The sequence below is a fragment of the Kitasatospora sp. NPDC101157 genome, from assembly GCF_044768255.1.
Taxonomy (GTDB): Bacteria; Actinomycetota; Actinomycetes; order Streptomycetales; family Streptomycetaceae; genus Kitasatospora.
The window spans coordinates 219,144-245,918 of the sequence record NZ_JBIWPL010000004.1 but is presented as its reverse complement, the minus strand read 5'-3'; the positions used below and the strand labels follow the sequence as shown (position 1 = coordinate 245,918).

24 protein-coding genes are annotated in these 26,775 nt (G+C 73.3%); 14 read left to right on the top strand and 10 right to left on the bottom strand.

The genetic code is table 11. The features are described 5' to 3' along the window. The first annotated feature begins 26 nt into the window (after nt 1-26). The 3 genes from ACIRVF_RS10850 to ACIRVF_RS10840 are packed head-to-tail and all read left to right on the top strand — an operon-like array spanning nt 27 to nt 3,149. A complete protein-coding gene (locus ACIRVF_RS10850; RefSeq protein WP_402815965.1) occupies nt 27-653 on the top strand; it encodes a TetR/AcrR family transcriptional regulator in 627 nt (208 codons plus the stop codon). Then, a complete protein-coding gene (locus tag ACIRVF_RS10845; protein WP_402815964.1) occupies nt 637-2,271 on the top strand; it encodes an acyl-CoA dehydrogenase family protein in 1,635 nt (544 codons plus the stop codon). The genes ACIRVF_RS10850 and ACIRVF_RS10845 overlap by 17 nt, the downstream gene beginning before the upstream one ends. After that, nucleotides 2,268-3,149, top strand: coding sequence for an amidohydrolase family protein (locus ACIRVF_RS10840; RefSeq protein ID WP_402815963.1), 882 nt, complete (start codon nt 2,268-2,270; stop codon nt 3,147-3,149). The genes ACIRVF_RS10845 and ACIRVF_RS10840 overlap by 4 nt, the downstream gene beginning before the upstream one ends. A gap of 182 nt (nt 3,150-3,331) precedes the next feature. Here ACIRVF_RS10840 and ACIRVF_RS10835 read toward each other — a convergent pair whose 3' ends face one another. Next, complete coding sequence (locus tag ACIRVF_RS10835) at nt 3,332-4,225, bottom strand: inositol monophosphatase family protein (protein ID WP_402815962.1); 894 nt, start codon at nt 4,223-4,225, stop codon at nt 3,332-3,334. Between the two features lie 128 nt (nt 4,226-4,353). On the opposite strand from ACIRVF_RS10835, the gene ACIRVF_RS10830 reads away from it, so the two are divergent. Further along, complete coding sequence (locus ACIRVF_RS10830; RefSeq protein WP_402815961.1) at nt 4,354-5,343, top strand: Lrp/AsnC family transcriptional regulator; 990 nt, start codon at nt 4,354-4,356, stop codon at nt 5,341-5,343. Between the two features lie 27 nt (nt 5,344-5,370). Here ACIRVF_RS10830 and ACIRVF_RS10825 read toward each other — a convergent pair whose 3' ends face one another. The 3 genes from ACIRVF_RS10825 to ACIRVF_RS10815 all read right to left on the bottom strand — a co-directional run bounded on the left by ACIRVF_RS10825 (nt 5,371) and on the right by ACIRVF_RS10815 (nt 7,712). After that, a complete protein-coding gene (locus tag ACIRVF_RS10825; protein ID WP_402815960.1) occupies nt 5,371-6,195 on the bottom strand; it encodes a helix-turn-helix domain-containing protein in 825 nt (274 codons plus the stop codon). Between the two features lie 115 nt (nt 6,196-6,310). Beyond that, the gene (locus tag ACIRVF_RS10820) at nt 6,311-6,793 is read right to left on the bottom strand and encodes a DUF2269 family protein (protein ID WP_402815959.1); all 483 of its coding nucleotides are present in this window, start codon (nt 6,791-6,793) and stop codon (nt 6,311-6,313) included. Nucleotides 6,794-7,004: 211 nt separating this feature from the next. Next, the gene (locus tag ACIRVF_RS10815; RefSeq protein WP_402815958.1) at nt 7,005-7,712 is read right to left on the bottom strand and encodes a 4'-phosphopantetheinyl transferase family protein; all 708 of its coding nucleotides are present in this window, start codon (nt 7,710-7,712) and stop codon (nt 7,005-7,007) included. 288 nt (nt 7,713-8,000) lie between these two features. On the opposite strand from ACIRVF_RS10815, the gene ACIRVF_RS10810 reads away from it, so the two are divergent. Continuing rightward, a complete protein-coding gene (locus ACIRVF_RS10810; RefSeq protein WP_402815957.1) occupies nt 8,001-9,437 on the top strand; it encodes a choice-of-anchor A family protein in 1,437 nt (478 codons plus the stop codon). A gap of 281 nt (nt 9,438-9,718) precedes the next feature. On the opposite strand, the gene kynU is transcribed toward ACIRVF_RS10810, so the two are convergent. Together kynU and ACIRVF_RS10800 are read right to left on the bottom strand one after the other, a co-directional pair. Further along, on the bottom strand, nt 9,719-10,945 hold the full coding sequence (gene kynU / locus ACIRVF_RS10805) for a kynureninase (RefSeq protein WP_402815956.1): 1,227 nt from the start codon (nt 10,943-10,945) through the stop codon (nt 9,719-9,721). 29 nt (nt 10,946-10,974) lie between these two features. Continuing rightward, the gene (locus tag ACIRVF_RS10800; protein WP_402815955.1) at nt 10,975-11,805 is read right to left on the bottom strand and encodes a tryptophan 2,3-dioxygenase; all 831 of its coding nucleotides are present in this window, start codon (nt 11,803-11,805) and stop codon (nt 10,975-10,977) included. 232 nt (nt 11,806-12,037) lie between these two features. Here ACIRVF_RS10800 and ACIRVF_RS10795 point away from each other — a divergent pair, with 232 nt between their 5' ends. Together ACIRVF_RS10795 and ACIRVF_RS10790 are read left to right on the top strand one after the other, a co-directional pair. Beyond that, a complete protein-coding gene (locus ACIRVF_RS10795; protein WP_396477352.1) occupies nt 12,038-12,472 on the top strand; it encodes an Lrp/AsnC family transcriptional regulator in 435 nt (144 codons plus the stop codon). Nucleotides 12,473-12,533: 61 nt separating this feature from the next. Continuing rightward, on the top strand, nt 12,534-13,073 hold the full coding sequence (locus ACIRVF_RS10790; RefSeq protein ID WP_402815954.1) for an NADPH-dependent FMN reductase: 540 nt from the start codon (nt 12,534-12,536) through the stop codon (nt 13,071-13,073). Nucleotides 13,074-13,086: 13 nt separating this feature from the next. Here the strand turns inward: ACIRVF_RS10790 and ACIRVF_RS10785 are convergent, their stop codons facing one another. Next, a complete protein-coding gene (locus ACIRVF_RS10785) occupies nt 13,087-13,719 on the bottom strand; it encodes a MarC family protein (RefSeq protein WP_402815953.1) in 633 nt (210 codons plus the stop codon). Between the two features lie 219 nt (nt 13,720-13,938). Here ACIRVF_RS10785 and ACIRVF_RS10780 point away from each other — a divergent pair, with 219 nt between their 5' ends. The 3 genes from ACIRVF_RS10780 (at nt 13,939) to ACIRVF_RS10770 (ending at nt 17,368) form a co-directional block, all read left to right on the top strand. Continuing rightward, nucleotides 13,939-14,499 (top strand): DoxX family protein, encoded by a 561-nt coding sequence (locus tag ACIRVF_RS10780; RefSeq protein WP_402815952.1) that lies wholly within the window; start codon nt 13,939-13,941, stop codon nt 14,497-14,499. A 121-nt stretch (nt 14,500-14,620) separates the two neighbouring features. Continuing rightward, the gene (locus ACIRVF_RS10775; protein WP_402815951.1) at nt 14,621-15,214 is read left to right on the top strand and encodes an FxLYD domain-containing protein; all 594 of its coding nucleotides are present in this window, start codon (nt 14,621-14,623) and stop codon (nt 15,212-15,214) included. A 324-nt stretch (nt 15,215-15,538) separates the two neighbouring features. Then, the gene (locus ACIRVF_RS10770) at nt 15,539-17,368 is read left to right on the top strand and encodes a glycosyl hydrolase family 18 protein (RefSeq protein ID WP_402815950.1); all 1,830 of its coding nucleotides are present in this window, start codon (nt 15,539-15,541) and stop codon (nt 17,366-17,368) included. Nucleotides 17,369-17,493: 125 nt separating this feature from the next. On the opposite strand, the gene ACIRVF_RS10765 is transcribed toward ACIRVF_RS10770, so the two are convergent. Then, nucleotides 17,494-18,078, bottom strand: a complete 585-nt coding sequence (locus ACIRVF_RS10765; protein ID WP_402815949.1) for a MarR family winged helix-turn-helix transcriptional regulator — start codon at nt 18,076-18,078, stop codon at nt 17,494-17,496. Between the two features lie 143 nt (nt 18,079-18,221). Between ACIRVF_RS10765 and ACIRVF_RS10760 the strand changes: the two genes are divergently transcribed. From ACIRVF_RS10760 to ACIRVF_RS10750, 3 genes are all read left to right on the top strand, one after another. Then, nucleotides 18,222-19,529 carry an MFS transporter gene (locus ACIRVF_RS10760; RefSeq protein WP_402815948.1) on the top strand — a complete coding sequence of 436 codons (1,308 nt, stop codon included), beginning with the start codon at nt 18,222-18,224 and terminating at the stop codon, nt 19,527-19,529. 184 nt (nt 19,530-19,713) lie between these two features. Further along, on the top strand, nt 19,714-21,366 hold the full coding sequence (locus tag ACIRVF_RS10755) for a dolichyl-phosphate-mannose--protein mannosyltransferase (RefSeq protein ID WP_402815947.1): 1,653 nt from the start codon (nt 19,714-19,716) through the stop codon (nt 21,364-21,366). A 234-nt stretch (nt 21,367-21,600) separates the two neighbouring features. Continuing rightward, the gene (locus ACIRVF_RS10750; RefSeq protein ID WP_402815946.1) at nt 21,601-22,185 is read left to right on the top strand and encodes a TMEM165/GDT1 family protein; all 585 of its coding nucleotides are present in this window, start codon (nt 21,601-21,603) and stop codon (nt 22,183-22,185) included. 16 nt (nt 22,186-22,201) lie between these two features. Here ACIRVF_RS10750 and ACIRVF_RS10745 read toward each other — a convergent pair whose 3' ends face one another. Further along, on the bottom strand, nt 22,202-23,350 hold the full coding sequence (locus ACIRVF_RS10745) for a peptidoglycan-binding protein (protein WP_402815945.1): 1,149 nt from the start codon (nt 23,348-23,350) through the stop codon (nt 22,202-22,204). Nucleotides 23,351-23,636: 286 nt separating this feature from the next. Here ACIRVF_RS10745 and ACIRVF_RS10740 point away from each other — a divergent pair, with 286 nt between their 5' ends. Beyond that, on the top strand, nt 23,637-25,739 hold the full coding sequence (locus tag ACIRVF_RS10740) for a DHA2 family efflux MFS transporter permease subunit (protein ID WP_402815944.1): 2,103 nt from the start codon (nt 23,637-23,639) through the stop codon (nt 25,737-25,739). Here ACIRVF_RS10740 and ACIRVF_RS10735 read toward each other — a convergent pair. After that, the gene (locus tag ACIRVF_RS10735; protein WP_402815943.1) at nt 25,736-26,752 is read right to left on the bottom strand and encodes a S41 family peptidase; all 1,017 of its coding nucleotides are present in this window, start codon (nt 26,750-26,752) and stop codon (nt 25,736-25,738) included. The two genes, ACIRVF_RS10740 and ACIRVF_RS10735, sit on opposite strands and share 4 nt — an antisense overlap. Nucleotides 26,753-26,775 lie beyond the last annotated feature (23 nt).

Sequence of the window (26,775 nt, the reverse complement as noted above, 5' to 3'; positions counted from 1 at the left end):
CAGTGAATCAGTGCTTCAATGCTTCCATGGCCTACCGACGCACCCCCGCAGTCCAAGCCCGCCTGGACGCCCAGCGCGAGGCGGTGCTGCAGTCGGCGGTCGGCCTGCTCGCCGAGCGAGGCTACGGCGGCTGCACCATGGCCGCCGTGGCGGACCGCGCCGGGATCGCCACCGGCAGCCTCTACCAGCACTTCGCCAACAAGGCCGAGCTCTCGGTGGAGCTGTTCCGCCGGGTGGTCACCCGCGAGATCGCCGCGGTGAACGCCGCCGTGGCCCGCCGGGACGCCCCGCAGGAGCGGATCGCCGCCGTGGTCGAGACCTTCGCCGCCCGCGCCCTGCGCGCCCCCCGGCTGGCCTACGCGCTGCTGGTCGAGCCCGCCGACGCGGTGGTGGACGGCGAGCGCCTGGTCTTCCGACGGGCGTTCCGGGACGTGATCGCCACCGAGATCGCCGCCGCCGTGGCGGCCGGCGAACTCCCCGAGCAGGATCCGGTGCTGACCGCCGCCGCCCTGGTCGGCGCGGTCGGCGAGGCCCTGGCCGGCCCCCTCGCGGCCGAACCCTCCGATCCCGGGCGGGCCACCGCACAGGTGGTCCCCGCCCTGGTCTCCTTCACCCTGCGTGCCCTGGGAGGACGCGATGACAGCGACGCATGAGGTCACCAACCAGGTGCCCCTGCCGTACGGCCACGACACCGCCGCCGACCCGACCCTGCTCGCTGCCCTGCACCGGGCCGGCGCCGGCTGGGCCGAGCCCGAACTGCGCGAACTCGGCCGCCTGGCGGGCTCGGAGCAGGCCGCCGAGTGGGGCCGGCTGGCCAACGAGAACCCGCCGGTGCTGCGCACCCACGACCGCTTCGGCCACCGGATCGACGAGGTCGAGTTCCACCCCTACTGGCACGAACTGATGCGCACCGCCGTCTCGTACGGCCTGCACGCCGCGCCCTGGCGGGACGGCCGGCCCGGCGCCCACTCCGCCCGGGCCGCCAAGTTCTTCGTCTGGGGTCAGGTGGAGGCGGGCCACACCTGTCCGATCTCGATGACCTACGCCGCCGTCCCCGCCCTGCGCCAGAACCCCTCCCTCGCGGCCGAGTTGGAGCCGCTGCTGGCCGCCACCGAGTACGACTTCGGACTGCGCGAGCCGCGCACCAAGCGCGGGCTGATCGCCGGCATGTCGATGACCGAGAAGCAGGGCGGCTCGGACGTCCGCACCAACACCACCACCGCCACCCCGCACGCCGACGGCACCTACCGGCTCACCGGGCACAAGTGGTTCACCTCGGCGCCGATGTCCGACCTCTTCCTGACCCTCGCCCAGGCCCCCGGCGGGCTGAGCTGCTTCGTGCTGCCGCGCATCCTCCCGGACGGCAGCCGCAACCGGCTGCACCTGATGAGGCTCAAGGACAAGCTCGGCAACAAGTCCAACGCCTCCGCCGAGCTGGAGTACGACGGCGCGGTCGGCCTGCTGGTCGGCGAGGAGGGCCGGGGCGTGCCGACCATCATCGAGATGGTCAACATGACCCGCCTGGACTGCACCATCGGTGCCGCCTCCGGCATGCGCTACGGCACCACCAGGGCCGTCCACCACGCCCTGCACCGGCGGGCGTTCGGCAAGGCGCTGGTCGACCAGCCGCTGATGCGCAACGTACTGGCCGACCTGGTGGTGGAGTCCGAGGCGGCCACCACGGTCGCGATGCGGCTGGCGCAGTCCACCGACCTCGCCCTCGCCGGGGACGAGAACGAGGCGCTGGTACGGCGGTTGGGCCTGGCGGTGGCCAAGTACTGGGTGTGCAAGCGCGGTCCGGCGCACTCCGCCGAGGCGCTGGAATGTCTGGGCGGCAACGGCTACGTCGAGGAGTCCGGGATGCCCCGGCTCTACCGGGAGGCGCCGCTGGTGTCGATCTGGGAGGGCTCCGGCAACGTCGCCGCCCTGGACGCCCTGCGCGCCATGGCCAAGCGCCCGGAGACGGTCGAGGCCTTCCTCGGCGAACTCGACGCGGCCGCCGGCGCGGACCGCCGACTGGACGCCGCCGTCGCCGAACTGCGCAAGCAGCTCAGCGACCTGACCGACCTGGAGTACCGCACCCGGCGGCTGGTGGAGTCGATGGCGCTGGCCTTCCAGGGTTCGCTGCTGGTCCGGTACGGCAACCCGGCGGTGGCCGACGCCTTCTGCGCCAGCCGGCTCGGCGGCGACCACGGTGCCGCCTTCGGCACCCTGCCGGCCGGCGTCGACACCGGGGAGATCCTCGACCGCGCCCGCCCGGTGCCCGCGTGAGTAGCGAAGAGGCGACAGCCGTCCGGGAGTTCTGGCAGTCCCTGGGCCTGCCCGGGCTGGTCGACGTGCACACCCACTTCATGCCGAAGAACGTCCTCGACAAGGTGTGGGCGTACTTCGACGCGGCCGGCCCGCTGGTGAACCGGCCCTGGCCGATCACCTACCGCGAGGCCGAGGAGCAACGCGTCCAGCGGCTGCGGGACTTCGGCGTCCGGGCGTTCACGTCCATGCTGTACCCGCACAAGCCGGGCATGGCGAGCTGGCTGAACGCCTGGTCCGCCGACTTCGCCGCCCGCACCCCGGACTGCCTGCACACCGCGACCTTCTTCCCCGAACCCGGGGCGGCCGGCTACGTGGCGCGGGCGATCGAGGACGGCGCCCGGGTGTTCAAGGCCCACCTCCAGGTCGGCGGCTACGATCCGGCGGACGCCCGGCTGGACGAGGTCTGGGGCCTGCTCGCCGATGCCGGCACGCCGGTGGTCACCCACTGCGGATCCGGGCCGGTGCCGGGCAAGTTCACCGGTCCGGGGCCGATCGGCGCGGTGCTGGACCGGCACCCCGGCCTGGTCCTGGTGGTCGCCCACCTCGGCATGCCCGAGTACCGCGACTTCCTCGACCTGGCCGAGCGCCACCCGGCCGTCCGGCTGGACACCACCATCGCGTTCACCGACTTCGCCGAGGCCGACACCCCGTTCCCGCGCGACGAACTGCCGCGCCTGCGCGGGCTGGGCGAGCGCATCCTGCTGGGCAGCGACTTCCCCAACATCCCGTACCGGTACCTCCACCAGCTGGAGGCGCTGGCCGGGCTGGGGCTGGGGGAGGAGTGGCTGCGGGCGGTCTGCCACGACAACGCGGCCGCCCTCTTCCGCCTCAGCTGATCACACGCTCCTCAGCCGATCGCTCGCAGCTCAACCGATCGGCCGCACCTCAGCCGATCGCCCGCAGCTCAACCGACCGGCCGCACCTCAGCCGATCGCCCGCAGCTCAACCGACCGGCCGCACCCCAGCCGATCGCCCGCAGCTCAACCGACCGGCCGCACCCCAGCCGATCGCTCGCAGCTCAGCCGACCGCCCGCAGCACGCCCACCGCGTCCGCGTGCAGGCCGGGCGCGGCGACCAGGAAGCTGTCCGAGGCGGCCGTCCAGGCCGCCCCGGCGGCGTCCGTCACCGCCGCGCCCGCCTCGCTCGCGATCAGCGCCCCGGGCAGCAGGTTGCCGGCGTCCTGCCCGTACTGCCAGAACAGCGCCAGGTGCCCGGAACCGACCTGGGCCACCTGGAGGGCGGTCGGGCCGAGGTTGCGCACCGCCAGCACCGCGCCGACCATCGCGGACAGCGACTCGCCGGCCCGGCGCACCGCCACCGGGTCGGCGGCCACCAGCGGCGGCTGGCTGGTCGCGGCGACGGTCGCCGCCAACTCGCGTTCCAGCGGAGCGATCGGCCGACCGTCCAGCTGCGCCCCGCCGCCCAGCACCGCCCGGTAGGTCCGGCCCGCACCGAACAGTTCCGGGGCGTGCACCACGGCCAGCACCGCCGCGCCGTCGCGCACCAGCGTCGCCGTCACCGCCCAGTGCGGCTGCCCGAGCAGGTACTGCACCGCGCCGTCGGTCGCGTCGCAGACCCACCACTCGCCCTCGGCGGGCACCGAGCCGTCCAGTTCCTCCGGCACCCACCCGGCCCGCGGACGCAGCGCGCCCAGCCGGTCGCGCAGTTCGGCGGCGGCCGGGCCGTCCAGCTCCGCGAACCGCGCCATCGCCTCCTCGGCCGTCCGTTCCGGGGCCGGCTCGGTGGGACGACCGGCGGCGAGCCCGGCGCCGACCTCGCGCACCGCCGCCTCCACGCCCTGCGCCAGCGTCCACAGCTCTTCGTCGTACCCCGCCGCGTCGTGCCCGGCCGCGTCGTGCCCCACCGCGCCCTGCCCCGTCACGCCGTGCCCCGCCTCGCCGTACCCCACCATCTCGTGCTCCTCGACTCGATCGATCGCGTCCGCCGGCCGGCCCGTTCCGGCCGAACAGGACAAGGAGTACCGTCGGGGCTGCCGAACAGGACGCTCAGATGGCTGGAAACGACGGAGATCGGACACCCATGAACCTCGCCACGACCGATCCGGACAGCGTGCTGGACCCGCTCGACCGTCGTCTGGTCTGCGCGCTCCAGGTGGACGGACGGGCCGAGCCCGGCCGGATCGCCGAGGTGTTGGGGGTCTCCGCCCGGACGGTCACCCGTCGGCTCGCCCGGATGCGCCGGTCCGGGGTGCTGCGGGTGGTCCGGATGCCCGACGTCGAGGACGCCGCCGTGGGCGCGCTGCTGCTGCGGGTCCGGGTGCTGCGCGGCCGGGTGGACGCCATCGCCCAGGCGCTGGCCGACCGTTCCGACGTCCCCTTCGTCGACGTGATGCTCGGCGGGCACGAGGTCGGCGCCGTGATGATGAGCGATGCCGGGGGCCGCGACCGCCTGCTCTACGGCCAGCTTCCCGCGACCGGCGCCGTGGCCGAGACCACCACCCACGCCGTGCTGCACGCCTTCGCGGACGCCGGCCAGTGGCAGGCCGGCTGGCTGACCGATCAGGAGGCCGCCGCTCTCGCCCGGCCTCAGGTGCCCCGCCCCGCCACGCCCCCGCCGCTGGACGAGCTCGACCGCGCCCTGTTGGAACGCCTGGGCGAGGACGCCCGGCAGTCGCACGCCGTGCTGGCCGGGGCGGTCGGCGCACCCGAGTCGACCGTCCGCAGGCGCCTGCAGCGGCTGGACCGGCTCGGCCTGCTGCGCACCCACGCGACCGTGGACCCCCGGCTGCTCGGCATGGCCGTGGACGCCAACCTCTGGCTGGACGTGCCACCCGGCCGGCTCGCCGAGGTCGGCGCCGAACTGGCCCGCCACCCGCAGGTGCACGGCGTCTTCGCCACCAGCGGCCCGACCAACCTGCTGGCGACGCTGTTCTGCCCGGACCACGACGGCCTCTACCGTTTCCTCACCGACACCCTCGGCCCGCTCGGGGTCACCCGCGCCGAGACCACGATCACCGCCCGCGCGGTGAAGCGGGCGGGCGTGCTGCTGCACCGACCGCGCCGCCCGTGAGCTGTTGGTCCCGGCCGTACGGCGGCCTCAGAGCTCCGGGTCCGCCGCGGAACGCAGGAAGCGGTCCGTCGCGGCGTCGGCCGGCAGGAAGGTCTCCAGGGCCAGCTCGGAGACGGTCACGTCCAGCGGGGTGCCGAAGGTCGTGACCGTGGAGAGGAAGGACAGCACCCGCCCGTCGTGCCGGAGCCTCAGCGGCAGTGCGACCGGACGGCCGCCCTCCGTGACGTCCTCCGCCGGTGCCCCGGCCGGCTCGGGGTAGCCGCCGACCTCCTCGCGCAGTTGCCGCAGCTGGTGGGTGCCGACCAGCTCCAGCTGCTGGTCCAGCCGTTCCAGCAGGTGCCCGCGCCACTGCCGGTGGTTGAGGATCCTCGGCGCCAGCCCGTCCGGATGGAGGGCGACCCGGACGGCGTTGAACGGTGGCCGCAGCAGGTGCGGGGCGACGCCGTCGAGCAGCAGGCCGAGCGCGCGGTTGGCCGCCAGGACCCGGAAGTCCCCGTCCAGGACCAGCGCCGGGTACGGATCGTGGGCGGCGAGCAGCCGCTCGATGCCGCCGCGCAGGGCGTCCATCGACGGGTCGTCCAACGGCGTCTCGGGGTAGTGCGGGGCGTACCCGGCCGCGAGCAGCAGGGTGTTGCGCTCGCGCACCGGGACGTCCAGCTGTTCGGCCAGCCGCAGCACCAGTTCCCGGCTCGGATGGGAGCGGCCGTTCTCGACGAAGCTGAGGTGCCGGGCCGAACAGTCCGCGCGCAGCGCCAGGTGTTGTTGGCTGAGCTGTCGCCGTTCCCGCCAGCCGCGCAGCAGCGGGCCGACGCCGGTCCCCGTCGGGCTGCCCATGCCCGCCATGATCGTCATGATCGAGGACGGTACTCGAACGGCCCGGCCCGCGGGAGGGGGCGGTACCGATCAGGCGGGGCGTCGGGATGGGGCGTCGGGTGGGGCGTCGGGCGCGGTCGCAGCCGCGCGGTCCTCAGACGCCGGTGGTCGAGCCCGGGCGGACGATCATCAGCACCACGACCACGGCCCACAGCAGGTTGAACACCCCGGCGGTCATCGGCAGCATCCGCAGGCCGCCGACGGCCTTGGTGCGCTGCTCGTCCTCCGGGTCGAGGGCGAGCGCGTCCACGGCGGCCTGCTGGCCGGGCAGGACGAAGAGCAGCAGCGAGAGCGCGGCGACGGCGGTGACCACCATCGAGGCGATCAGCCAGGACTGGCCGAGCACGTCCATCATCTGGGCCAGGCCGATGCCCAGCACCGGCACCGCGACGCCGAGCAGCGCGTAGACCTGGGTGATCCGGTGCAGGACGCGCAGCACACCCGCGTCCGAGGCCTGGTCCGGCCCGCCGGCCAGGGCGGCCTTCGCCCGGCGCGGGAACATGCTGACGGCCACCGCGACCGGGCCTATGAACAGGACCGAGGCGAGGACGTGCAGGCTCAGCAGGAACTTGGCCATGGCGGGGCACCCTTTGATCCGGTGGGCAGCTGGGGTCGGCGGGCGTGCGCGGTCGGCGTGCCCACGACCAGGCACGCTAACACCGCTTATTCACCGGCCCCGCGCTCGGGTGCCCCGCCCGGCCCGGCTCGGGCCGACCGCCGCACTCGGCTCCGCTCTCCCTGCCGCACCCGGCCCGGCTCGGGCCGACCGCCGCCGCACCCGGCTCCGCTCAGCCCGCCGGGACCAGCTCCACGATGCGCGGCGGGGCGGTGCTGACGGCCGCGACGGCGGCGCCGTGCTCGGGATCGGTCCAGTCGAGCAGGTGGAGGTCCTCGAACCGGCTGCGCAGCGGGGTGCCTGGCGGGACGTCCAGCGGCAGGGCCGACATGTCGACCCGCCCGAGGGTGTCCAGGGTGGCCCGTCCGATCTTGATCAGCGACTCCTTGCGCACCCACTGCCGCAGGAAGGCCCGGTCCGGCTCCGGGGCGGCCTCGACCAGGGCCAGTTCGGCCGGGGCGAGCACCCGGCGGGCGACCGCGCCCAGCGAGCCGCCCCGGGCGGCCAGCTCGACGTCCACGCCGACGGGCCGGAGGCCCGCTCCGGCCGCGACCACGCCCCGGGTGTGGGACAGGCTCACCTGAACCCCGGGGTGGTCCGGCAGGTAGGGCCTGCCGTGGTCGGCCAGGCCGCAGTCCGGGCACTCCTGGGCGAGGACCAGCCCGGCCGCCGGGACGCCGAGCAGCCGGGCGGCGCAGAGCCGGACCAGGACGTGCCCGGCGACGAAGTCGGTCCGTCCGGACTCCTGCCGGAAGCGCGCGGCGCGCGCCCGCTCGATCTCGGTGAGCAGGTGCTCGCCCGCCTCGGGGTGCCGCAGTACGGCGTCGGCGGACGCGACGGCGACGAGCGGCGCGCCCTGCTCCTGGGCCTCGGTGGTCATGCCGTCCAACCTAGTCCGCCCTGTCGTCGGGCGGGGAGCCGGGACCACGGGGGTGCGGCCCGGGTCCTTGCGCCGTTCGAAGGACTTTCGTGTCCGATCTGATGGTATGTAGGGTGTGAATGGTCCGTTTTGCGCTTTTATGTTCCGGATCTGTGGGATCAGCAGCAAATACTACTGAACGTGGCAGGTCATCCGGGCCTGTCCTTTTTCCATGCGGAGGAATTGTCGATGGGTCAGGCCACCGGTTCGCCGGATCGCAGAACGACCGCCACAAGGAGAGCGCCCGCCGTGAGGAGAGCGCCCGCCACCGGGCGTCGTCGGGCCGTCCGGGCTGCCGTGGCGACCGCCGTCGCCGCCGTGCCGATGGTCGCCGTGCTGACGGTTGGTTCGGCCGCTCCGCTGGCCCCGCCGCTGGGTGCCTGTTCCGGTCCCGGCTGCCCCGCGACCTGGCCGTCGCCCAACAACGGCGACTTCACCGGGCGGGACGCCTCGATCAACGTCTTCACCGGTGGCGACTACACCGTGACCGGCCGTGCGGCCGAGGCCGAGGGCAAGATCGTCACCCTGGGAAGACTGACCGTCGACAAGAACGGCGGCGGCGTCTACAACATGGGCGTCGTCGGCGTCGGCTCGCGCGTCGTGCCGCCCAACGGCAGCGACTTCGTCACCACCGGCGGCAGCGTCGAGGCCAGGACCGGCAACTCGATCCTGATCGGCGGTAGCGACTCCCACGGCACGGCCTTCGGCAACCTGCGCCACGCGGGCGGCGTCACCGGCACCGTCTCCATCGACCCCACCGGCGAGTCGATCCAGGACCCGAACGCGGCCGCGCCGTACCAGGACGTGCTGACCCGGATCGAGAAGGTCTCCGACTGCGTCGGCCGGGCCACCGCGACCGGTACCGTCGCCATCTCCTCCAATCAGGCCACCTTCACCGGCGACGGCGTCAGCACGAAGCAGGTCTTCAACGTCTCCCAGAACCTCGCCTCGCCGAGCGGCGGTCAGATCGGCCTGGTCTTCGCGAACATCCCGGCCGGGGCCACCGTCGTGGTGAACATGCTCGGCGACAGCCCGATCATCAACACCTACACCGGCACCGGCCTGGCGGGGGACCAGACCACCCGGATGCGCTCGAAGCTCATGTACAACTTCCCGACCGCGACGGCGCCGAAGATCCTCGGCAGTGCCCAGTTCCAGGGCTCGGTCATGGCCGGCAACCCGGGCAGCACCACGACCATCGCCCAGGCCGGGATGAACGGCCGGGTCTACCTCGCGGGCAGCCTGATCCACACCGGAACGGGCGGCTACGAGATCCACAGCTACCCGTTCGACGGGGACCTGCCGGACTGCAGGGTGACGCCGAGCCCGTCGCCGACCTCCACCTCGCCCTCGCCGTCGCCGACCTCCACGTCGCCCTCGCCGACTTCTCCCTCCCCGACGTTGCCGAGCCCGACATCCCCGAGCCCGACGTCCCCGTCGCCGACGTCCCCGAGTGCGAGCGCCTCCTCGCCATCGGCCAGCGCCTCCACATCGAGCGCGGGCCCCGCCCCGACGAGCCACCACCCGTCCAAGCGCCCGACCGGCCACCACCCCGGTGGTGACGGTGAGCTGCCTTCGACCGGCGCGGGCAGCGCTCCGGTGGTCTTCGGGCTGGCCGGCGCCGGACTGGTGGGCCTCGGTGGGCTCGCCGTCCTGGCCGCCCGCCGTCGCGGCCGCCACGGCTGACGGTTCCGCTGACGCCCGAGGCCGCCCGGGTCCACCGACCCGGGCGGCCTCACCGTGTCCGCCGCGACCCGCTCGACCGGATCGTTCAGCCGCCGGTAGCCGCCGCCCGTGAGGGTCGGTGCGGGGTCCGGGTGCGGACCCCGCTGCTGTGGCTGACCTGTGCGGAGATCCGCAGGCAGTGCCTGCCCCGCCCGGTGCGCAGTTCGGTGGCCCCGGACTCGGCCAGGACGGGCGCACCGAGCGGTCGACGGCCGGTCCGTGCGCCCTCCCCGGTGCCCGGGTTACGTCACCTCGCCCCGGCGGGAGAAGCGCTCGTCCCGCCACTCGCCGCTCGCCAGCACCTCTTCCAGCTGCCGCGCCGCGTCCCACACCTCGGTGTACGAGAGGTACAGCGGCGTGAAGCCGAAGCGCATCAGGTCCGGCGCGCGGAAGTCCCCGATCACCCCGCGCGCGATCAGCGCCTGCACCACCGGGTAGCCGTCGGCGTGCCGCAGTGCGACCTGGCTGCCCCGCCGGGCGTGCTCGCGCGGGGTCACCACCTCGACCCCGTCCAGGTCCTCGACCAGGGAGACGAACAGGTCGGTCAGGGCCAGGCTCTTCGCCCGTACGGCGGCCAGGTCGGCGCGCTCCCAGATGTCCAGCGAGGCGTCCAGGGCGGCCTGGCCGAGCAGCGAGGGCGAACTGGTCAGGAAGCGCCCGATGCCGGGCTTCGGGTCGTAGCCGGGCTCGAAGGCGAACGGGCGGGCGTGCCCGAACCAGCCGCTCAGCGGCTGCCGCGGTCCGGCCGCCAGGTGCCGCTCGGCGACGTACAGGAAGGCCGGCGCGCCGGGGCCCGAGTTCAGGTACTTGTAGGTGCAGCCAACCGCGAAGTCCGCTTCCGCGGCGCCGAGTTCGACCGGCAGCGCGCCCACCGAGTGGCACACGTCCCAGATCATCAGGGCGCCCGCGGCCCGCACCCGGGCGGTGATCCCGGGCATGTCCAGCAGTTCGCCGGTGCGGTAGTCCACGTGCGACAGCACCACCGCGGCGACGTCGCCGTCCAGGTGCCGGTCCAGCTCCTCGGGGCGGATCAGCACGCTGCGCCCGCCCTCGACCGGACCGGTCACGCCCTCGGCGATGTACAGGTCGGTGGGGAAGGCCTCGGCGTCGCCCAGCACCGTGCGCCGCCCCGGGCGGAGCTCCAGCGCCGCCGAGAGCACCTTGAACAGGTTCACCGAGGTGGTGTCGCAGACGACCACCTCCGCCGGATCGGCGCCGATCAGCGGCGCGATCCGCCGCCCCAACCGGTAGGGCTGCTCGAACCAGCCGGCGTCGTTCCAGCTGCGGATCAGCTCCCGGCCCCACTCCCGCTCGACCACCTGCGCCACCCGCTCCGGCGTGCGCACCGGCAGCGCGCCCAGCGAGTTGCCGTCCAGGTAGATCACCCCGTCGGGCAGGGCGAACTCCTTGCGGAACGCCGCCAGCGGGTCGACGGCGTCCAGCGCCGCGCACTCCTCGCGCGTGATCATGCCCGTCCTCTCCTCCGTCACCGGCTCGGTCACAGCTCGTCCCGGATCGTCCACAGTTCAGGGAACACGTCCTGCTCGGCCGCCTTGCGCAGCCAGGTCAGCCCGCTGGAGCCGCCCGAGCCGGGCTTGGCGCCCATCGTCCGCTTGACCGAGCTCAGGTGGCGCTGGCGCCAGCGGGTGACCCGCTCGGCCACGTCGAGCAGTGCCTCGCCGAGGGGCTGCAGGTCCGCGAACTCCGGCTCGGTGTAGACCCGGCGCCAGGCCGCCGCGACCTGCTCGGAGGGCCGGTAGCGCTGCTCCGAGGGCTCCGGGTGCCCGGTCAGGCCACGCCGGGCCAGCAGGCCGAGCACCTCGTCGTACAGGCCGGGGGAGCGCAGCGCCTCGGCCAGCTCGGCCTGGGTCGCGGGCATCCCGTCGTACATGTTCAGCAGCGCGGCGTTCTTGTTGCCGATCAGGAACTCCAGGTGCAGGAAGGCCGAGGACTGGAAGCCGGAGGCCTCGCCGAACAGCGAGCGGAAGGAGTTGAACTCCTGCGGGGTCATGGTGGCCAGCAGGTCCCAGGACTCCACCAGCACGTCCTGCACGTGGGTGCCGCGGCGCAGCGCGGCCAGCGCGGCGGTCAGGTCGTCCTCGCGCAGCGCCTGCCGGGCGATCGTCCACTCGTGCCGCAGCAGGTCGAAGAGCAGCTCCATCACCTGGGTGGTGACGATGAACGACAGCTCGGCCGGCTCCTTGCTGAGCGGGTGCTGGAGGCCGTGCAGCTGCTCCAGCCGCGCGTACTCCGCGTACGGGGTGCCCCGACCCGGCTGGTCGCCCCGACCGAACGAAAGGTTGGGTGTCTCCACCGTGTCGTGCCCCATCCCGATCCCTCCTGGTCCGTCCGGGCACTCGTCGCCCGGGCCCGGCGGATCGGACGGACGTCCTGGTTCCGCCGGGGTGCCCATTGTGCGGCGGTGGCACCCCCGGCTTGAATGGTCGACGGGTACCGCAACCGCGTTCCGAGCTGTCGTTCGCGAGGCGTTGGGTCGATCCGCTTTACGAATGAAAAACCGCTGATCGCGACCGCCGATCGCCACCGTTCCGGGAGCCGCCATGGACGCCGTCGACCGCCGACTGCTGGCCGAACTGCAGGCCGACGCGAGGCTCTCGTACAACGAACTCTCCCGTCGGGTGAGCCTGTCCGCACCCGCGGTGGCGGAGCGGGTCCGCCGGCTGGAGGCGGACGGGGTGATCAGCGGCTACCACGCCCATGTCGACCCCACCCGGGCCGGGCTGCCGATCACCGCGCTGGTGCAGGTCCAGTGCTACGGCCCGCGCTGCGTGCTGCGCGACCCCGAGGTGGCGACCTGGCCGGAGGTGCTCCAGCTGCACCGGGTCACCGGCGGGGCCTGCTGCGTGCTGCTGGTCGCGGTGGCCACGATGGCCGAGTTCGAGGCGCTCTGCGACCGGCTCGGCGGGTACGGCCCGCCGGCCAGCTCGATGATCCTCTCCAGCCCGGTGCCCTGGCGGCCGCTGCTGCCGCACTGAGGGCGGCCGGGGCGGCCGACGGCTGGCCTTGACGCGGACGTCAAGGAGTAGGTTCCTCGGCATGCCGAACGAGCGCCACATCCTGCTGCTGTCCGGAAGCCTGCGGGCGGGCTCCTCGAACGAGGCCGTGCTGCGCACCGCCGCCGCGGTCGCCGACGACCTGCCGGGCGTCCGGACCACCTACTACGCCGGGCTGGCCGAGCTGCCGCACTTCAACCCGGACCACGACACCGACCCGCTGCCGGAGCCGGTGGCCGGGCTGCGGGCGGCGATCGGGGCGGCCGACGCTCTGCTGTTCTGCACTCCCGAGTACGCCGGGACGCTGCCGGGCGCGTTCAAGAACCTGCTGGACTGGACGGTCGGCGGGGTCGAGATCTCGGACAAGCCCGCCGCCTGGATCAACTGCGCCGCCCCGGGCCGGGGGCAGGGCGCCGAGGCCACCCTGGGCACCGTCCTCGGCTACACCGGGGCGGCCGTGCTGGCGGAGGCCTGCGTCCGGGTCCCGCTGGAGCGCGGCGCGGTCGGCGCGGACGGGCTGGTCGCCGACCCGCTGGTGCGCGGGCGGATCGGCGAGGTGCTGGCCCGCCTGGCGGCGGCCTGACGGCCCCGGGGGCTCAGTGCGCCAAGGGCAGGGGCGCCCCGAGCCCGGCCAGGCCCTCCAGGAAGAGCTCCACGCCGACGGCCGCCAGCAGCAGCCCGAGCAGCCGGGACAGCACCTCCAGCGAGGTGCTGTGGGTGCGCCGCATCAGCGGCGAGAGCACGGCCACGCAGAGGTAGTTGAGCACCACCACCCCCACGTAGGCGCCGGAGACCGCGGCCTTCCAGGTCCAGTCGTCGCGGTTGAGCGAGGCGACCATGACGGCGCTGATGGCGAGCGGGCTGGCGATGTACGGCAGCAGCAGTTCGCGGATGCCGTCGGCCAGCGGGTTCGTCAGGTGCTCGTCGTCGTCGCCGTCGGCGCCGAGGTGGATGCCGAAGACCAGCGCGACCGCGTAGACGAAGAAGATCGCTCCGCCGGCGAGCTGCAGCGACTGGTCGCTGATGTGGAACAGCGTGGTCACCTCGTCCGCCCCGAAGCCGAGCACCAGGCCGATCAGCGCCGAGATCACCGTGCTCCACGCCGCCAGCCGCCGCAGCTCCCGGTCGCTGCGGGTGCGGGACAGCCGGGTGAAGGCCAGCAGGGTCTTCGGCGGGCCGACCACGGCGAAGAAGGTGATGAAGGCACTGCTCAGGTTGAAGACGAACATGGGCCCAGCATGGCCGCGGCGGCCGGGACGACCGGTCCGCCACGCCCCGCGGTCGGGCGTGGCGTTGATCTCCCCGTCCGCCCGTTATTCCCGGCCGTCGCCGCATTCGCCCGGATGGCGGTCCCGGCTCGAACGGGTGGGCGCTCTCGGGTGCCATGGAGGTACGTACGTCCACACCTTGGCGGTACGACCACTCCGTGGCGAAAACGAGGATGCGACATGTGCCTGAACCGTAAGGACCTGGGCCTGCTGGCCCTGCGCAGCGCGGTCGGCGGAGTGCTGATCGCGCACGGCACCCAGAAGCTGTTCGGCTGGTTCGGCGGTGGCGGCCTGGAGGGCACCACCCAGGCGATGGACCACATGGGCTTCCACCCGGCCCGGGAGAGCGCCATCGCGGCGGGCGTCGGCGAGGCGGGCGGCGGCGCGCTGCTGGTGGCCGGGCTGGCCACCCCGGCGGCCGGCGCGGTGGTGGCCGGGACGATGGCGGGGGCGGTGGCGGTGCACGCCCCGGCGGGCTTCTTCGCCATGTCCGGCGGCTACGAGTACCCGGCCTTCCTCGGCGCGGCGGGCCTGGCGATCGGCCTGGCCGGCCCGGGGCGCTACTCGCTGGACCATCTGACCGGGCACGTCTTCGACCGGTCGTGGGTCGGCCTGCTGGGCTTCGTGGCGAGTGCGGCGGGCGCGTACGGCGTGGTGGCGCGACGCCGCCACCTGGTGCGGCTGCGCGAGGAGCGGGCGGCGGTCGAGGCGGAACAGCAGGAGGGCTCAGGGCTGTCCTGACCGACGTCCCGCGGGCGCGTCACCCGGAGGCAGCACCCCTGCTGGCGGCGGCTCCCGAGCCTTCGGAAGGTGGGCAGAAAAGGCGTCGGGCAGCCCGGCGCCGACCAGAATCGAGGACCTCATGGACCGCCAGCCGCTCATCCGCGCCACCCCGGCCCCGCGCGTCACCCGACGCCAGGACCCACCGGAGAGCCGTCGACCACCCCTGGTCGCCGGGGCCCTGGTGGTGGCCGTCGTCGGCGCGTCGGTGCTGGTGGGCTGCTCGTCGTCGGGCAAGAGTGCGAGCAGTTCGGCCTCCTCGGCGCTGAGTGTCGCCGCCTCCGCCGGCTCCGCGCTGGCCTCGGCGGCGAGCCAGGCGGGCTCGGCGCTCGCCTCGGCGGAGGCCCGGGCCTCGGAGGCGGTCTCCTCCGCCTCCTCGGCGGTGGCGGGCATCAAGGGCGGCCTGGACGCGAAGGGGGACGTGACGGTCGGGGCGGTGACCACCGGGACGGACGGCAAGACGCTGGCGCAACTGACCGTCACCAACCACGGCGGGCAGTCCTACCAGTACGTGATCCAGGTGAACTTCACCGACGGGAACGGCAAGGTGCTGGACGCGACCGCGACGACGGTCCAGGACCTGGCCGCGGGCCAGAGCGTCCAGGCCACCGCGCGAAGCCACCTGACCCTCTCGGGCACGGTCAAGGCGGAGGTCGCCAACGCCGTCCGCTACTGAAGCCGCGCAGCTCGGGCCGGGTGCCGGGCGGGTGCGGGGGCGGGCGCGCAACCTTAAGCGGGTCTCAAGGGCCAACGGCACCCCTTGACGGGGGAGTTGGTCTAGTCCATTTTTGTTGCCCAGGTGCAGGGAGCCCCTGAACCGGCGTCACCGGTCTCGTGCCGGGGGCGCCGGTTCGGCACATCCCGGTGTCCGTCAGTGTCCTTCCAGGCCTGCCCGCTCGATCCCCCACCCCTGATCTGTCATGTCCCGGTCGTCCGGCCCCATCCCGGACGTGCGACCCCACCGGGCGACGGAACCCCCACATCCAGGAGTCACGCACCCATGCTGCGCTCACGCATTGAAAGGGCCGGGACCCCGGCTCCGGACGGGCCCCGCCGGCGCCGCCCGAAGAGCCTGGCCGCCGTCGCGGCCGGCACCGCCGCCTCCCTGCTGCTCGGCGCGGGCCTCGCGCTGTCCGGCGGCGGCGCGGCCAACGCCGCGACCACCAACTCCACCGGCGCGCCCGCCACCAGCGGCGGCCTCAAGGTCGCCTACTACGACCAGTGGTCGATCTACGCGAACGCGTACTACCCGAAGACGATCCAGGACACCGGCGTCGCCGGGAAGCTGGACTACCTGATCTACGACTTCGCCAACATCTCCCCGACCGACCTGGGCTGTTTCGAGGCGACCAAGGCCGCCGACACCAACGACAACAACCCCAACGCCGGTGACGGCGCGGCCGACGCGTTCGCCGACTACCAGAAGAGCTTCGGCGCGGACATCTCGGTGGACGGCGTCGGCGACGTCTGGAACCAGCCGATCGCGGGCAACTTCAACCAGCTGAAGAAGCTGAAGGCGAAGAACCCCAACCTCAAGATCCTGCTCTCGCTCGGTGGTTGGACCTACTCCAAGTACTTCTCGTCGGCGGCCGCCTCGGACGCCTCGCGCAAGCACCTGGTGTCGTCCTGCATCGACATGTTCATCAAGGGCAACCTGCCGTCCGACGCGGGCTACGGCGGCCCGGGCAGTGGCGCCGGCATCTTCGACGGCATCGACATCGACTGGGAGTACCCGGGCGGCGGCGGCCACACCGGCAACATCTCCAGCCCGGCCGACAAGCAGAACTTCACCCTGCTGCTCAAGGAGTTCCGCAGCCAGCTGGACGCCCAGGGCAAGGCCGACAACAAGACCTACGCCCTGTCGGCGGCGGTCGGCGCCGGCCAGGACAAGATCATGAACGTCGAGACCGACAAGATCGGTCAGTACCTCACGTTCATGGACGTCATGACCTACGACATGCACGGCGGTTGGGACCCGCAGGGTCCGACCAACCACCAGGCCCCGCTGTACTCCGGCCCGAACGACCCGTCGTCCCCGGCCAAGCCGGGCAACGGCAAGTACTCGATCGACAATGCCATCAAGGCGTGGACGGTCGGCGACGCGCAGTACGGCATCCCCGGCGGCTTCCCGGCCAACAAGATCAACATGGGTGTGCCGTTCTACTACCGCGGCTGGACCGGCGTCCAGAACAACGGCAGGAACGGCCTCTTCCAGCCCGCCGCCGCCCCGGCGACCGGCGCCGCGATGTCCGGCAACGTCGCGGGCATCCAGATGTACAAGGAGCTGGCCGGCTTCGTCGACAACCCGTCCAAGACCTTCTGGGACGACGACGCCAAGGCGACCTACTTCTACGACGGCAACACCTTCTGGAGCGGTGAGGACGCCCGGTCCATCCAGGCCAAGCTGGACTACGCGCACTGCAACGGCCTCGGCGGCTCCTTCGCCTTCTCGCTGTACGACCTGGGCACCAACACCGCCCTGTTCGACAAGATGGTGAGCGCCACCAACGGCTCCGCGGCCGGCTGCCCGGCCCCGCCGACCGGCACCCCGACGCCGACCCAGACCCCGACCCAGACCCCGACCGGCACCCCCACCGGGACGCCGACGGGCACGCCGACCGGCACGCCCACCGGGACCCCGACCGGCACCCCGACCCCGCCGGCCACCTGCTCGGCCGCCCCGAGCTGGGACCCGAACACCACCTACGCCGCCGGCGGCACCAAGGTCTCGTGGAAGGGCCACTACTACACCAACAAGTGGTGGACCAAGGGCGAGGACCCGTCCCAGAGCGGCCAGTGGGGCGTGTGGGCCGACAACGGTCCCTGCTGAGCGGCTGACCGCACCGGGGCCTGACGGACCCCGCGGCACCTGAACGAGCACGGGTCCGGCCCGCCGGGGGAACTCCCCCGGCGGGCCGGACCCGTGCTCTCGTTCGCCTACGGCCGCTACGGCCGCTACGGCGCCAGGTCGGCCGTGCGCCCGAGGGCGTCCGGCTGGCTCTCCTCGATCCGCCGCAGCATCCGGGCCAGCAGGCCGGACAGCGCCGCGCGCTCCTCGCCCGCGAGGTCCTGCAGCAGCTCCTCCTCGAACACCGCCGCCATCCGCATCGACTCCAGCCACTTGTCGCGGCCGTTCTCGGTCAGCTCGATGATCACCCGCACCCGGTTGGACTCGTCCCGCTCCCGGGTCACCAGGCCGTCGGCCAGCATCCGGTCGATCCGGTGGGTCATCGCGGCCGGGGTGAGCCCCAGCCGCTTGGCCAGCTCGCCCGGCCCCAGCCGGTACGGGCTGCCGCTCACCACCAGCGCCTTGAGCACCTCCCACTCGGCGGAGGTGATTCCGAGCACAGTCAGCTGCCGGTCGTACGCCACGCCCATCCGCCGGGAGACCCGGTTGAGGGTCTGCACGATCGTCTCGACCTGAGGGTCGACGGTGGGGAACTCCCGCTGGTACAGGGCCACTTGCTCGGCGATGCCGAACTCCAGCGGGGTGGCCCCCGGAGGCTTGTCGGCAGCCGGCGCCGGCTTGTCCGTAGTCATGCGGACCAGTGTCGCACGGACGTGCACTCCTTAAGCCTTTGACTCCGCACTCTTCCGGTGCTAAGACTTTATCTCGTCAGAGTTTAGGTCTGAAATCTTCTGGGCTCAAGAGTTCCAGTCGAAACCAGGAAGGGATGTGCACGGTGACCGGCACGGTGAAGCAGCAGAGGCAGCAGCGGCGTGGAGCGGGCGGCCCGCTGCGCCGCGTCCAGATCGGCAACGCGCTCAGTGCGTTCGGCAGCGGGTTCACGATGCCGTACATGTTCGTGTACGTGGACCAGGTGCGCGGGCTGGGTTCGCTGGCGGCCGGGATGGTGTTCACCGTCTTCGCCCTGGCGGCGCTCGCCGTCCTCCCGTTCACCGGGCGCGGCATCGACCGGTACGGTCCCCGTCCGGTCCTGCTGGCGGGTGCGGGCCTGGCCGCCACCGGCGCGTTCGCCTTCGGCCACGCCTCCGGTACGCCGGCCCTGCTGGTCTCCTCGTTCCTGTTCGGCGCGGGTGTCACCACCTGCCAGCCGGCGCTCGCCACGATGATCGTCCGCTGCTCGACGGCGGCGACCCGCTCGCACGCCTTCGCGCTGCAGTTCACCCTGGTCAACCTGGGCATGGGCATCGGCGCGCTGGTCGGCGGGCAGATCGTCGACGTCGCCGACCCGGCCAGCCTCACCCGGCTGTTCACCATCGAGGCGGCCACCTTCCTCGGCCTGGCCCTGGTCACCGGCACCGCTCGGATACCTAAGGCCCAGCTGAGCGTCGTCCAGGAGATGAACGGCGGCCCGACCGGCCTGCGCGCCCTGTTCGCCGACAAGGCGATGGTGCGGCTCAGCATCCTCGCCGGGCTGATCTTCTTCACCTGCTACGGCCAGTTCGAGTCCGGTGTCGCGGCCTTCGCCACCGACACCGTCGGCACCGCGCCGTCCACCCTGGGCTTCGCGATCGGCGCCAACGCGGTGACCATCGTGGTGCTGCAGATGTTCATGGTGCGGATCACCGCGCGCCGCCGCCGCACCACCGCGATGGCCGCGGCCGGCGTGGTCTGGCTCGGCGCCTGGGCGATGGCCCTGGTGGCCGGCCTGATCCGGACCGAGACCATGGCCGCCACCGTCGCGATCATCTCGATCTACGCCCTGTTCGGCGTCGGTGAGTCGCTGCTGGCACCCACCATGGGCCCGATGGTCGCGGACCTCGCCCCGGCCCGGCTGCTCGGCACCTACAACGCCGGGTACGCCCTGGTGAAGCAGATCGCGATCGCGGTCGGCCCGGCCGTCGGGGTGCTGCTGGTCGGCTCCGGCACCTGGCCGCTCTACCTCGCGGCCATGGCGGGCTCGACCCTGCTGATCGTCCTGCTGGCGGTGCGGCTGCGCCCGTACCTCACGGCGGAGCAGGACAACGCGGCCCCGGCCGTGGTCCGCACCCCGGTCCCGGTCCGGGAGCTGCAGACCGCCGCGTGACGGCACTCGCAACGGTGTTCGCGACGGGCGCCGACCAGGTCACCTGGTCGGCGCCCGTCGCGCTTGGCTTCCCCGGGCACCGCCACATAGTGTCAGTGGCTGTTGACCGCCCGGCCCGGCCCGGGCAGCGGACCCGGGCCCGGCACCCTCCGCGGGCCCCGCAGACAGGCGAATCGGCGAGGCAATGACGCAAGCGGCGCTCACGCACCCCCCGGCGGCCCAGGCCACCGCCGGACCGGCCCCGGCCCCGGCCCCGGCCCCGCGCGGGCTGCTGCGCCGGGCCGCCGACCACTCCGGCTGGCTCGGCCCGATCGGCATCGCGATCTTCGCCGGCCTGCTGCGGTTCTGGCACCTCGGGTATCCCAACGCCTTCGTCTTCGACGAGACGTACTACCCCAAGGACGCCTGGTCCCTGCTCCAGCAGGGCTACGAGGGCACCTGGCCCGACCACGCCAACACCGACATCCTGGCCGTCCCGCAGACCGTCCCGCTCGGTGCGGCGCCCGAGTTCATCGCCCACCCGCCGCTCGGCAAATGGGTGATGACGATCGGCGAGCAGCTGTTCGGACTGCACCCCTTCGGCTGGCGGTTCATGACCGCCCTGCTCGGCACCGTCACCGTGCTGATGCTGGCCCGGATCGGCCGCCGGCTCTTCGGCTCCACGCTGATCGGCTGCACCGCCGCCCTGCTGATGTCCGTCGACGGCCTCCAGCTGGTGATGAGCCGGGTCGGCCTGCTCGACGGCATCCAGATGTTCTTCGTGCTCGCCTCCTTCGGCGCCCTGCTGATCGACCGCGACCACGTCCGCGCCCGGCTGGCCCTCGCCGCCGGAGCCGCCGGAGCCGCCGACGCCGGCGACGACGGCGACACCGTGCGGCTCGGGCTGCGCCCCTGGCGGATCGCCGCCGGGGTGCTCATCGGCGCCGCCTGCGCGGTCAAGTGGAACGGCGCCCCGATCCTCGCCGCTTTCGGCGTCCTGACCGTGCTGTGGGACCAGTCCGGCCGCCGCGGCGCCGGCGCCCGCCACCCCTGGCGGTCGATGCTGCGCCGGGACGCCGTGCCCGCCTTCCTCGCCATGGTCGGCTCCGCCGTGGTGGTGTACGTCGGCTCCTGGAGCGGCTGGCTGGCCAGCGGCTCGAACGGCGAGGGCGGCTACGACCGGCACTGGGCGGACGGCCGCGCCGGGCTCTCCCCGGACCACGTCCTCGGCATCCCGCTGCCGCAGGTCCCGATGAGCTGGGTGCCGGCGGCGCTGCGCAGCCTGTGGCACTACCACTCGCAGATGTACGACTTCAACACCGGCCTGAGCACCCCGCACACCTACCAGTCCAACCCCTTCGCCTGGCTGGTCGACGGCCGCCCGGTCTCGATGTACTGGGAGCAGATCCCGACCGGGACGCGCGGCTGCACCTCCTCCGGCGGCTGCGCGGCGCAGATCCTGGGCCTCGGCACCCCGTTCCTGTGGTGGGCGGCCTGCTTCGCACTGGTCTACCTGCTGTGGCGCTGGTTCTTCCGCCGGGACTGGCGCTCGGGCGCCGTGCTGTGCGCGGTGGCCGGGATCTACCTGCCCTGGTTCCAGTACCAGGAACGGACGATCTTCTCCTTCTACATGGTCGTGCTGGTGCCGTTCCTGTGCCTGGCGGTCGCCCAGATGCTCGGCGCGATCCTCGGCCCGGCCGGGTGCAGCCCGGAGCGCCGACGGTACGGGGCGATCGGGGCCGGGCTGATCGTGCTCGCGATCGTCGGCTGCTTCGCCTTCTTCTATCCGCTGTACACGGCGCAGGTCATCCCGATGTCGTCATGGCAGGACCGGATGTGGTTCACCAGCTGGATCTGAGGCCGGAGCCCCCGGCGGCGTCCGGTAGGCTGGGGCGCGTTGAAGGGGAGTAGCCCTCCACCGGACCGTCGACATACTGGCCCCCACGGGCCCGGCGCCCGGGGCACCGCTCGGTTGGCGGCTGCCGGCGAGACCTTCGGCCGCAGTGCTGTGACCGTTTCCAGTGCTGTCGGGCCGAGGCGTCCCCTGACGGACCTGCGGAGGCCGGGCAGCCCGACCGAGGGATATCTCCCGATGAGCCTGACCATTGCCGCGTTGACGTTCGGCATCATCTTCCTGGCGGAGCTGCCGGACAAGACCGCGCTGGCCAGCCTGGTGCTCGGCACCAAGTACCGGGCGAGCTACGTCTTCGCGGGCGTGGCCGCCGCCATGCTGGTCCAGGTGGTGCTGGCGCTGGTCGCCGGACACCTGCTCTCGCTGCTGCCGCACCGCTGGGTGGAGGGCATCACCGGCACGCTGTTCCTGGTCGGCGCGGCGATGCTGCTGTTCCACGGCGGCGAGGACGAGGACGAGCACGCGGCCAAGGAGCCGTCCTCGAACCACTTCTGGAAGGTGGCCGGGACCAGCTTCGCGGTCGTCGCGGTCGCCGAGTTCGGTGACCTGACCCAGATCATGACCGCCAACCTGGCCGCCAAGTACGCGGATCCGCTGGCCGTCGGCCTCGGCTCCTGGCTGGCGCTGTGCGCGGTCGGCGGGATCGCCATCGTGGGCGGGCAGAAGCTGCTCAAGCACGTGCCGATGAAGCTGATCATCCGGGTGGCGGCGGCGATCATGGTGGTCCTCGCCGGGGTCAGCATCTTCGGGGCGATCACCGGCTGACGACAGCCGGCCGTTTTCAGCAGCCGGGATCGGCGGTGAGGACGGCCTGGGTCCTGGGGCCGTAGACGCCGTTCTCACCCTTGATGTGGTTCTGGTGCTGGTAGTCCTGCAGCGTCGTCCGGGTCCAGTAGTCGAAGGTGCCGGTGACGATCGACTTGTCGACGAATCCGCATCCGGCGTTGACCAGCTGCTGCTGCATCGCCAGCACGTCCGGTCCGCTCATCCCGAGCTGGAGCAGCCGCGGGGTCTGGGACGGCGTCGGCGTGGGCGTCGGGGTCGGCGTGGGCGGCGGGGTGGGGGTGGGCGTCGGCGCCGCCGAGTGGGTGGGGGTGGGGGTGGGCGTCCTGCTGGGGCTGGGTCTGGCCGTCCGGGTCGGGGTGGGGCTCGGCGTCCCGGTGGACGGCGCCGGGGCGTTGGTCGTCGGGGCGGCCAGGGTCGGCGGATCCACCGGGGCGGGCGCGAGCGTGGTGACGGGCAACGGCTCCGCCTGGCGGGTCGGCTCGGAGGAGGGCGTCACGGCGTAGGCGAGGCCCACGGTCAGCGCCAGCAGGCCGGCGCCGACGCCCGCGATCAGCCCCTTGCGCCCGGCGAAGGGACTCCGCTCCGTCTGCTCGGCGGCCCGTCGCGCGGCCCGTCCGCCGACGGCGGCAGAGTCGGGTTCGGGGGCTTCGTTGCCGAACGGGAAGTAGCCGAGGTCGTCCCCGGAGCCGTCCCCGGCGCCGGGCCCGACGGGCGGACGCGGCCGGTCCGGCGGGCCCGACTGCGTCGGCGGGCCGGGCTGGACCGGCGGGCCCGACCGGACCGGGGGCAGCACGCTGGTGGCGTACGCATCCGGTGCGGGACCCGGGACGGGCGGCAGCACGGTCGTCGCGTAGGCGTCCGCGTCCGGCCCCAGCGGGGGCGGCCCCGACTGCATCGGCTGGCCCTGCCGGCCCGGTGGGACCGGCGGCAGGACCGCGGTCGCGAACGGGTCGGTGGTCGGCGACGGCTCCTCCACGACCTGGTCGGGCGCCTGCGGCACGTACGGGCGCACCAGCGGCGGGCCCTCCAGCTGGGGGAGGACGGCGGTCTCGTCGAGGCTCCGGTCGTCGAGGCCCCGGTCGGGGAGGCAGCCGCACCCGGTGGAGCGGGCGGTGCCGCACGTCGGGCAGTGCTGGTCCGGCATCGGCCGGTCCTCCTCGGTTCTCGGGTCTCGCGATCGGGCCTGATTATGCAGGACGTCCCGGAGGGTGGACAGGGGCGTCCGACCCCCGGCGGGGGTGTTGTGCCGGTTGGTGGTGGTTGGGCCCCGGGGAAACCGCCGGAACGCGCGCGGCGGGCCCGTCGCTTACGTTCGGCTCAACCGAGCGGCGCAAACCAGGACACATCTGCCAGCATGGGGAACTGGGAGTGATCATCCACCGGGCGTCCGGTCGTCCGGCCCCGCAACCCCGCGACCCCACGGAGACGCCATGACGGACCCTCCCCCAACCTCGGGCCGGGGGGAACCCGGTGCCGCGCCCGGCCGGACCCCGGCGCAGGAGCCCGGCCCGCCCGAGGTCACCGTCCCCAACCTCTGGGTGCCGATCGGCGCCCTGCTGCTGGCGATGCTGCTCGCCGCCCTCGACCAGACCATCGTCTCCACCGCGCTGCCCACCATCGTCAGCGACCTCGGCGGGCTGGACCACCTCTCCTGGGTGGTCACCGCCTACCTGCTGGCCTCCACCGCCGCCACCCCGCTCTGGGGCAAGCTCGGCGACATGTACGGCCGGAAGCGGTTCTTCCAGGCCTCCATCGTGATCTTCCTGATCGGCTCGGTGCTCTGCGGACTGGCCCAGAACATGGGCGAGCTGATCGCCTTCCGGGCTCTCCAGGGCCTGGGCGGCGGCGGCCTGATGGTGCTCTCCCAGGCGATCGTCGGCGACCTCGTCGCGCCCCGGGACCGCGGCAAGTACCAGGGCCTCTTCGGCGCCGTCTTCGGTGTGACCAGCGTGCTCGGACCGCTGCTCGGCGGCCTGTTCGTCGACCACCTCAGCTGGCGCTGGGTCTTCTACGTCAACCTGCCGATCGGCGTGGTCGCCCTGGTGGTGATCGCCGCGGTGCTGCACGGACGGGAGGTCCGGCGCGAGCACCGGATCGATTACCTGGGCACCGTCCTGATCGCCTCGGTCGCCACCTGCCTGGTGCTGATGACCTCGCTCGGCGGCACCACCTGGGCCTGGGACTCCTGGCAGGTCGCCGGCCTCGGAGTGCTCGGGGTGGCGCTGCTGCTCGCCTTCGTCCAGGTGGAACGGACGGCCGTCGAACCCGTCCTGCCGCTGCGGCTGTTCCGTTCGCGGACCTTCAGCCTGGTCGCGGTGATCTCCTTCGTGGTCGGTTTCGCGATGTTCGGCGCGCTCACCTACCTGCCGACCTTCCTCCAGGTCGTCCAGCAGGTCTCGCCCACCATGTCCGGCATCCACATGCTGCCGATGGTGCTCGGGATGCTGCTCACCTCGATCGGCTCCGGTCAGATCGTCGCCCGCACCGGCCGCTACCGGGTCTTCCCGATCGCCGGGACGGCCGTGACCACGATCGGACTGGTGCTGCTCTCCCGGCTGGACGAGCACAGCAGCACGGCCGAGATGAGCCTCTACTTCCTGGTCTTCGGCCTCGGGCTGGGCCTGGTGATGCAGGTGCTGGTGCTGATCGTGCAGAACTCGGTCGGCTACCAGGACCTCGGCGTGGCCACCGCCGGCGCCACCTTCTTCCGTTCCATCGGCGCCTCCTTCGGCGTGTCCATCTTCGGGACGATCTTCGCCAGCGGTCTGCGCTCCCGGCTCGCCGACGCCCTGGCCGGGCAGCCGCTTCCGCCGGGCTTCCAGGCCGACCGGATCGCCGCCGACCCCCGGCTGATCACCGGGCTGCCCGCCGCCGTCCAGGCCGAGATCCACCACGCCTACGCCGAGTCGATCACCCGGGTCTTCCTGTACGCGGTGCCCGTCGCGCTGGTCGCCTTCGTGCTGTCGCTGTTCCTGCAGGAGCAGAAGCTGCGCTCCACCGTGACCGCGCCCGACCTGAGCGAGTCCATCGGGATCAACCCGGTCGAGCGCTCCTCCCTGGACGAGATCGCCCGCGCGCTGTCCGTGCTGAGCACCCGCGAGGCCCGCCGCGACCTGTTCCGGCGGATCACCGCCACCGCCGGACTCGACCTGCTGCCCGCCTCCAGCTGGCTGATCCTCCAGATGCACCACCACCGCTCGGTGGAGCCCGTCGAACTCGCCGAGCAGCGGATCGTCCCGATCGCGGTCGTCGAGGAGGCCGTCCGCGAGGTGGAGAGCCGGGGCCTCGCCGCCCGCACCGGCGGCCTGCCGCTGCGCCTCACCGAGCCGGGCCGGGAGATCGCGCTGCGCCTGGTCGACGCCCGGCGCACCCAACTGGCGGAACTGCTCGGCGACTGGGACGAGCAGCAGTACGACGACCTCGCCGAACTCCTCACCCGGCTCAGCGCCGCCCTCTGCGCCGACCTGCGCGACCGCCCCGACCCGCCCGCCGGCCCCCAGCCGCCCTACCACGGTGAGGGGCGGTCGTTCTAGGGTTCGCCGGGCAAACCCCGGCCCTTGCTGCAGGCGGCCCGCTGCGACAGCCACGCGACGGCGGCGGCGAGCGTCGGGTCGTCGTCCTTGCGGGGGTCGACGAACTCGTCCGGCTCGATCGGGCCCTCGTGGACGCGGCCGGTGCGGTCGGCCTCGGCGGCGCCGGCGAGCAGCAGAACGGCGCCGTCGGAGAGGCGGTGCGGCTCGTTGCCGGTGGGCACCCCGTAGGTGGGTGCGCCGAAGCTGCGGGTATCGGGGTGGCCGATGAGGGCGATGGTGACGGCCTCACCCGCGCTGCCCGTCGCCGGGCCGGTGAGGACGGCGATCGGCGGGGCGGCGGCCGTGCGGCCGGTGGTGTCCGGTGCGGCCTGCGGGGCGTCCTCCAGGTACGGCACGCCGCCGCGGATCGACCAGGTGCTGCGGGTGCCGTCCGCCGTGACGAAGGCGCCGAGCGGGCCGTCGCCGAGCAGTGGCGCGGCGACGGCCAGCGGTGCCCACATTCCGCCGCCGGTCTCCCGGCGCAGGTCCACCACCCAGCCGCAGGCTTCGGTGCCCGAGACGGCGGTGCGGCCGCGGGCGACGTACTCGGCGTAGGTGCGCTCCGAACCGTTCACCGGAGGGAGGGTCAAGTGGGCGATTCCACCGGGCAGTCGGGCGATCGTGGGGGCGTCGACGGTCGCCGGGTCGGCAGTGAGCCCGGCCGCCTGCCCGGCCGGGTAGAACCGGCTGTGCCGGTCGCCGAGGGCGGCCACGGCGGTGCGGATCGCGGCGTAGGTGTCGGCCGGGGTGCGGGCCGCGGCCGCCTGGGCGAAGGCCTGGCCGCGGACCGTCGGCCAGTCCACCTTCGCGGCGTTCAGGGCGTGCCGCTGGACCAGGCTCAGTGCCTCGGACAGGTAGCTGCGGGCCTCCGGGGACATTCGCCCGGAGGCCGAGCCGGTCGACGGGCGAGCCGCCGAGGAGCACAGCGCGAGCAGCAGAACGCCGGTCGCCGCGACGGCCGTACGTGCTCTCATCCGCCCTCCTCCGGTGATCCGCG

Bases quoted from the DNA above. Each gene is read 5' to 3' on its own strand.
- ACIRVF_RS10850 (WP_402815965.1), top strand. From the start codon at position 27: ATGGCCTACCGACGCACCCCCGCAGTCCAAGCCCGCCTGGACGCCCAG.
- ACIRVF_RS10845 (WP_402815964.1), top strand. From the start codon at position 637: ATGACAGCGACGCATGAGGTCACCAACCAGGTGCCCCTGCCGTACGGC.
- ACIRVF_RS10835 (WP_402815962.1), bottom strand. From the start codon at position 4,225: ATGGTGGGGTACGGCGAGGCGGGGCACGGCGTGACGGGGCAGGGCGCG.
- ACIRVF_RS10830 (WP_402815961.1), top strand. From the start codon at position 4,354: ATGAACCTCGCCACGACCGATCCGGACAGCGTGCTGGACCCGCTCGAC.
- ACIRVF_RS10825 (WP_402815960.1), bottom strand. From the start codon at position 6,195: ATGACGATCATGGCGGGCATGGGCAGCCCGACGGGGACCGGCGTCGGC.
- ACIRVF_RS10820 (WP_402815959.1), bottom strand. From the start codon at position 6,793: ATGGCCAAGTTCCTGCTGAGCCTGCACGTCCTCGCCTCGGTCCTGTTC.
- ACIRVF_RS10815 (WP_402815958.1), bottom strand. From the start codon at position 7,712: ATGACCACCGAGGCCCAGGAGCAGGGCGCGCCGCTCGTCGCCGTCGCG.
- kynU (WP_402815956.1), bottom strand. From the start codon at position 10,945: ATGATCACGCGCGAGGAGTGCGCGGCGCTGGACGCCGTCGACCCGCTG.
- ACIRVF_RS10800 (WP_402815955.1), bottom strand. From the start codon at position 11,805: ATGGGGCACGACACGGTGGAGACACCCAACCTTTCGTTCGGTCGGGGC.
- ACIRVF_RS10795 (WP_396477352.1), top strand. From the start codon at position 12,038: ATGGACGCCGTCGACCGCCGACTGCTGGCCGAACTGCAGGCCGACGCG.
- ACIRVF_RS10790 (WP_402815954.1), top strand. From the start codon at position 12,534: ATGCCGAACGAGCGCCACATCCTGCTGCTGTCCGGAAGCCTGCGGGCG.
- ACIRVF_RS10785 (WP_402815953.1), bottom strand. From the start codon at position 13,719: ATGTTCGTCTTCAACCTGAGCAGTGCCTTCATCACCTTCTTCGCCGTG.
- ACIRVF_RS10780 (WP_402815952.1), top strand. From the start codon at position 13,939: ATGTGCCTGAACCGTAAGGACCTGGGCCTGCTGGCCCTGCGCAGCGCG.
- ACIRVF_RS10775 (WP_402815951.1), top strand. From the start codon at position 14,621: ATGGACCGCCAGCCGCTCATCCGCGCCACCCCGGCCCCGCGCGTCACC.
- ACIRVF_RS10770 (WP_402815950.1), top strand. From the start codon at position 15,539: ATGCTGCGCTCACGCATTGAAAGGGCCGGGACCCCGGCTCCGGACGGG.
- ACIRVF_RS10765 (WP_402815949.1), bottom strand. From the start codon at position 18,078: ATGACTACGGACAAGCCGGCGCCGGCTGCCGACAAGCCTCCGGGGGCC.
- ACIRVF_RS10755 (WP_402815947.1), top strand. From the start codon at position 19,714: ATGACGCAAGCGGCGCTCACGCACCCCCCGGCGGCCCAGGCCACCGCC.
- ACIRVF_RS10750 (WP_402815946.1), top strand. From the start codon at position 21,601: ATGAGCCTGACCATTGCCGCGTTGACGTTCGGCATCATCTTCCTGGCG.
- ACIRVF_RS10745 (WP_402815945.1), bottom strand. From the start codon at position 23,350: ATGCCGGACCAGCACTGCCCGACGTGCGGCACCGCCCGCTCCACCGGG.
- ACIRVF_RS10740 (WP_402815944.1), top strand. From the start codon at position 23,637: ATGACGGACCCTCCCCCAACCTCGGGCCGGGGGGAACCCGGTGCCGCG.
- ACIRVF_RS10735 (WP_402815943.1), bottom strand. From the start codon at position 26,752: ATGAGAGCACGTACGGCCGTCGCGGCGACCGGCGTTCTGCTGCTCGCG.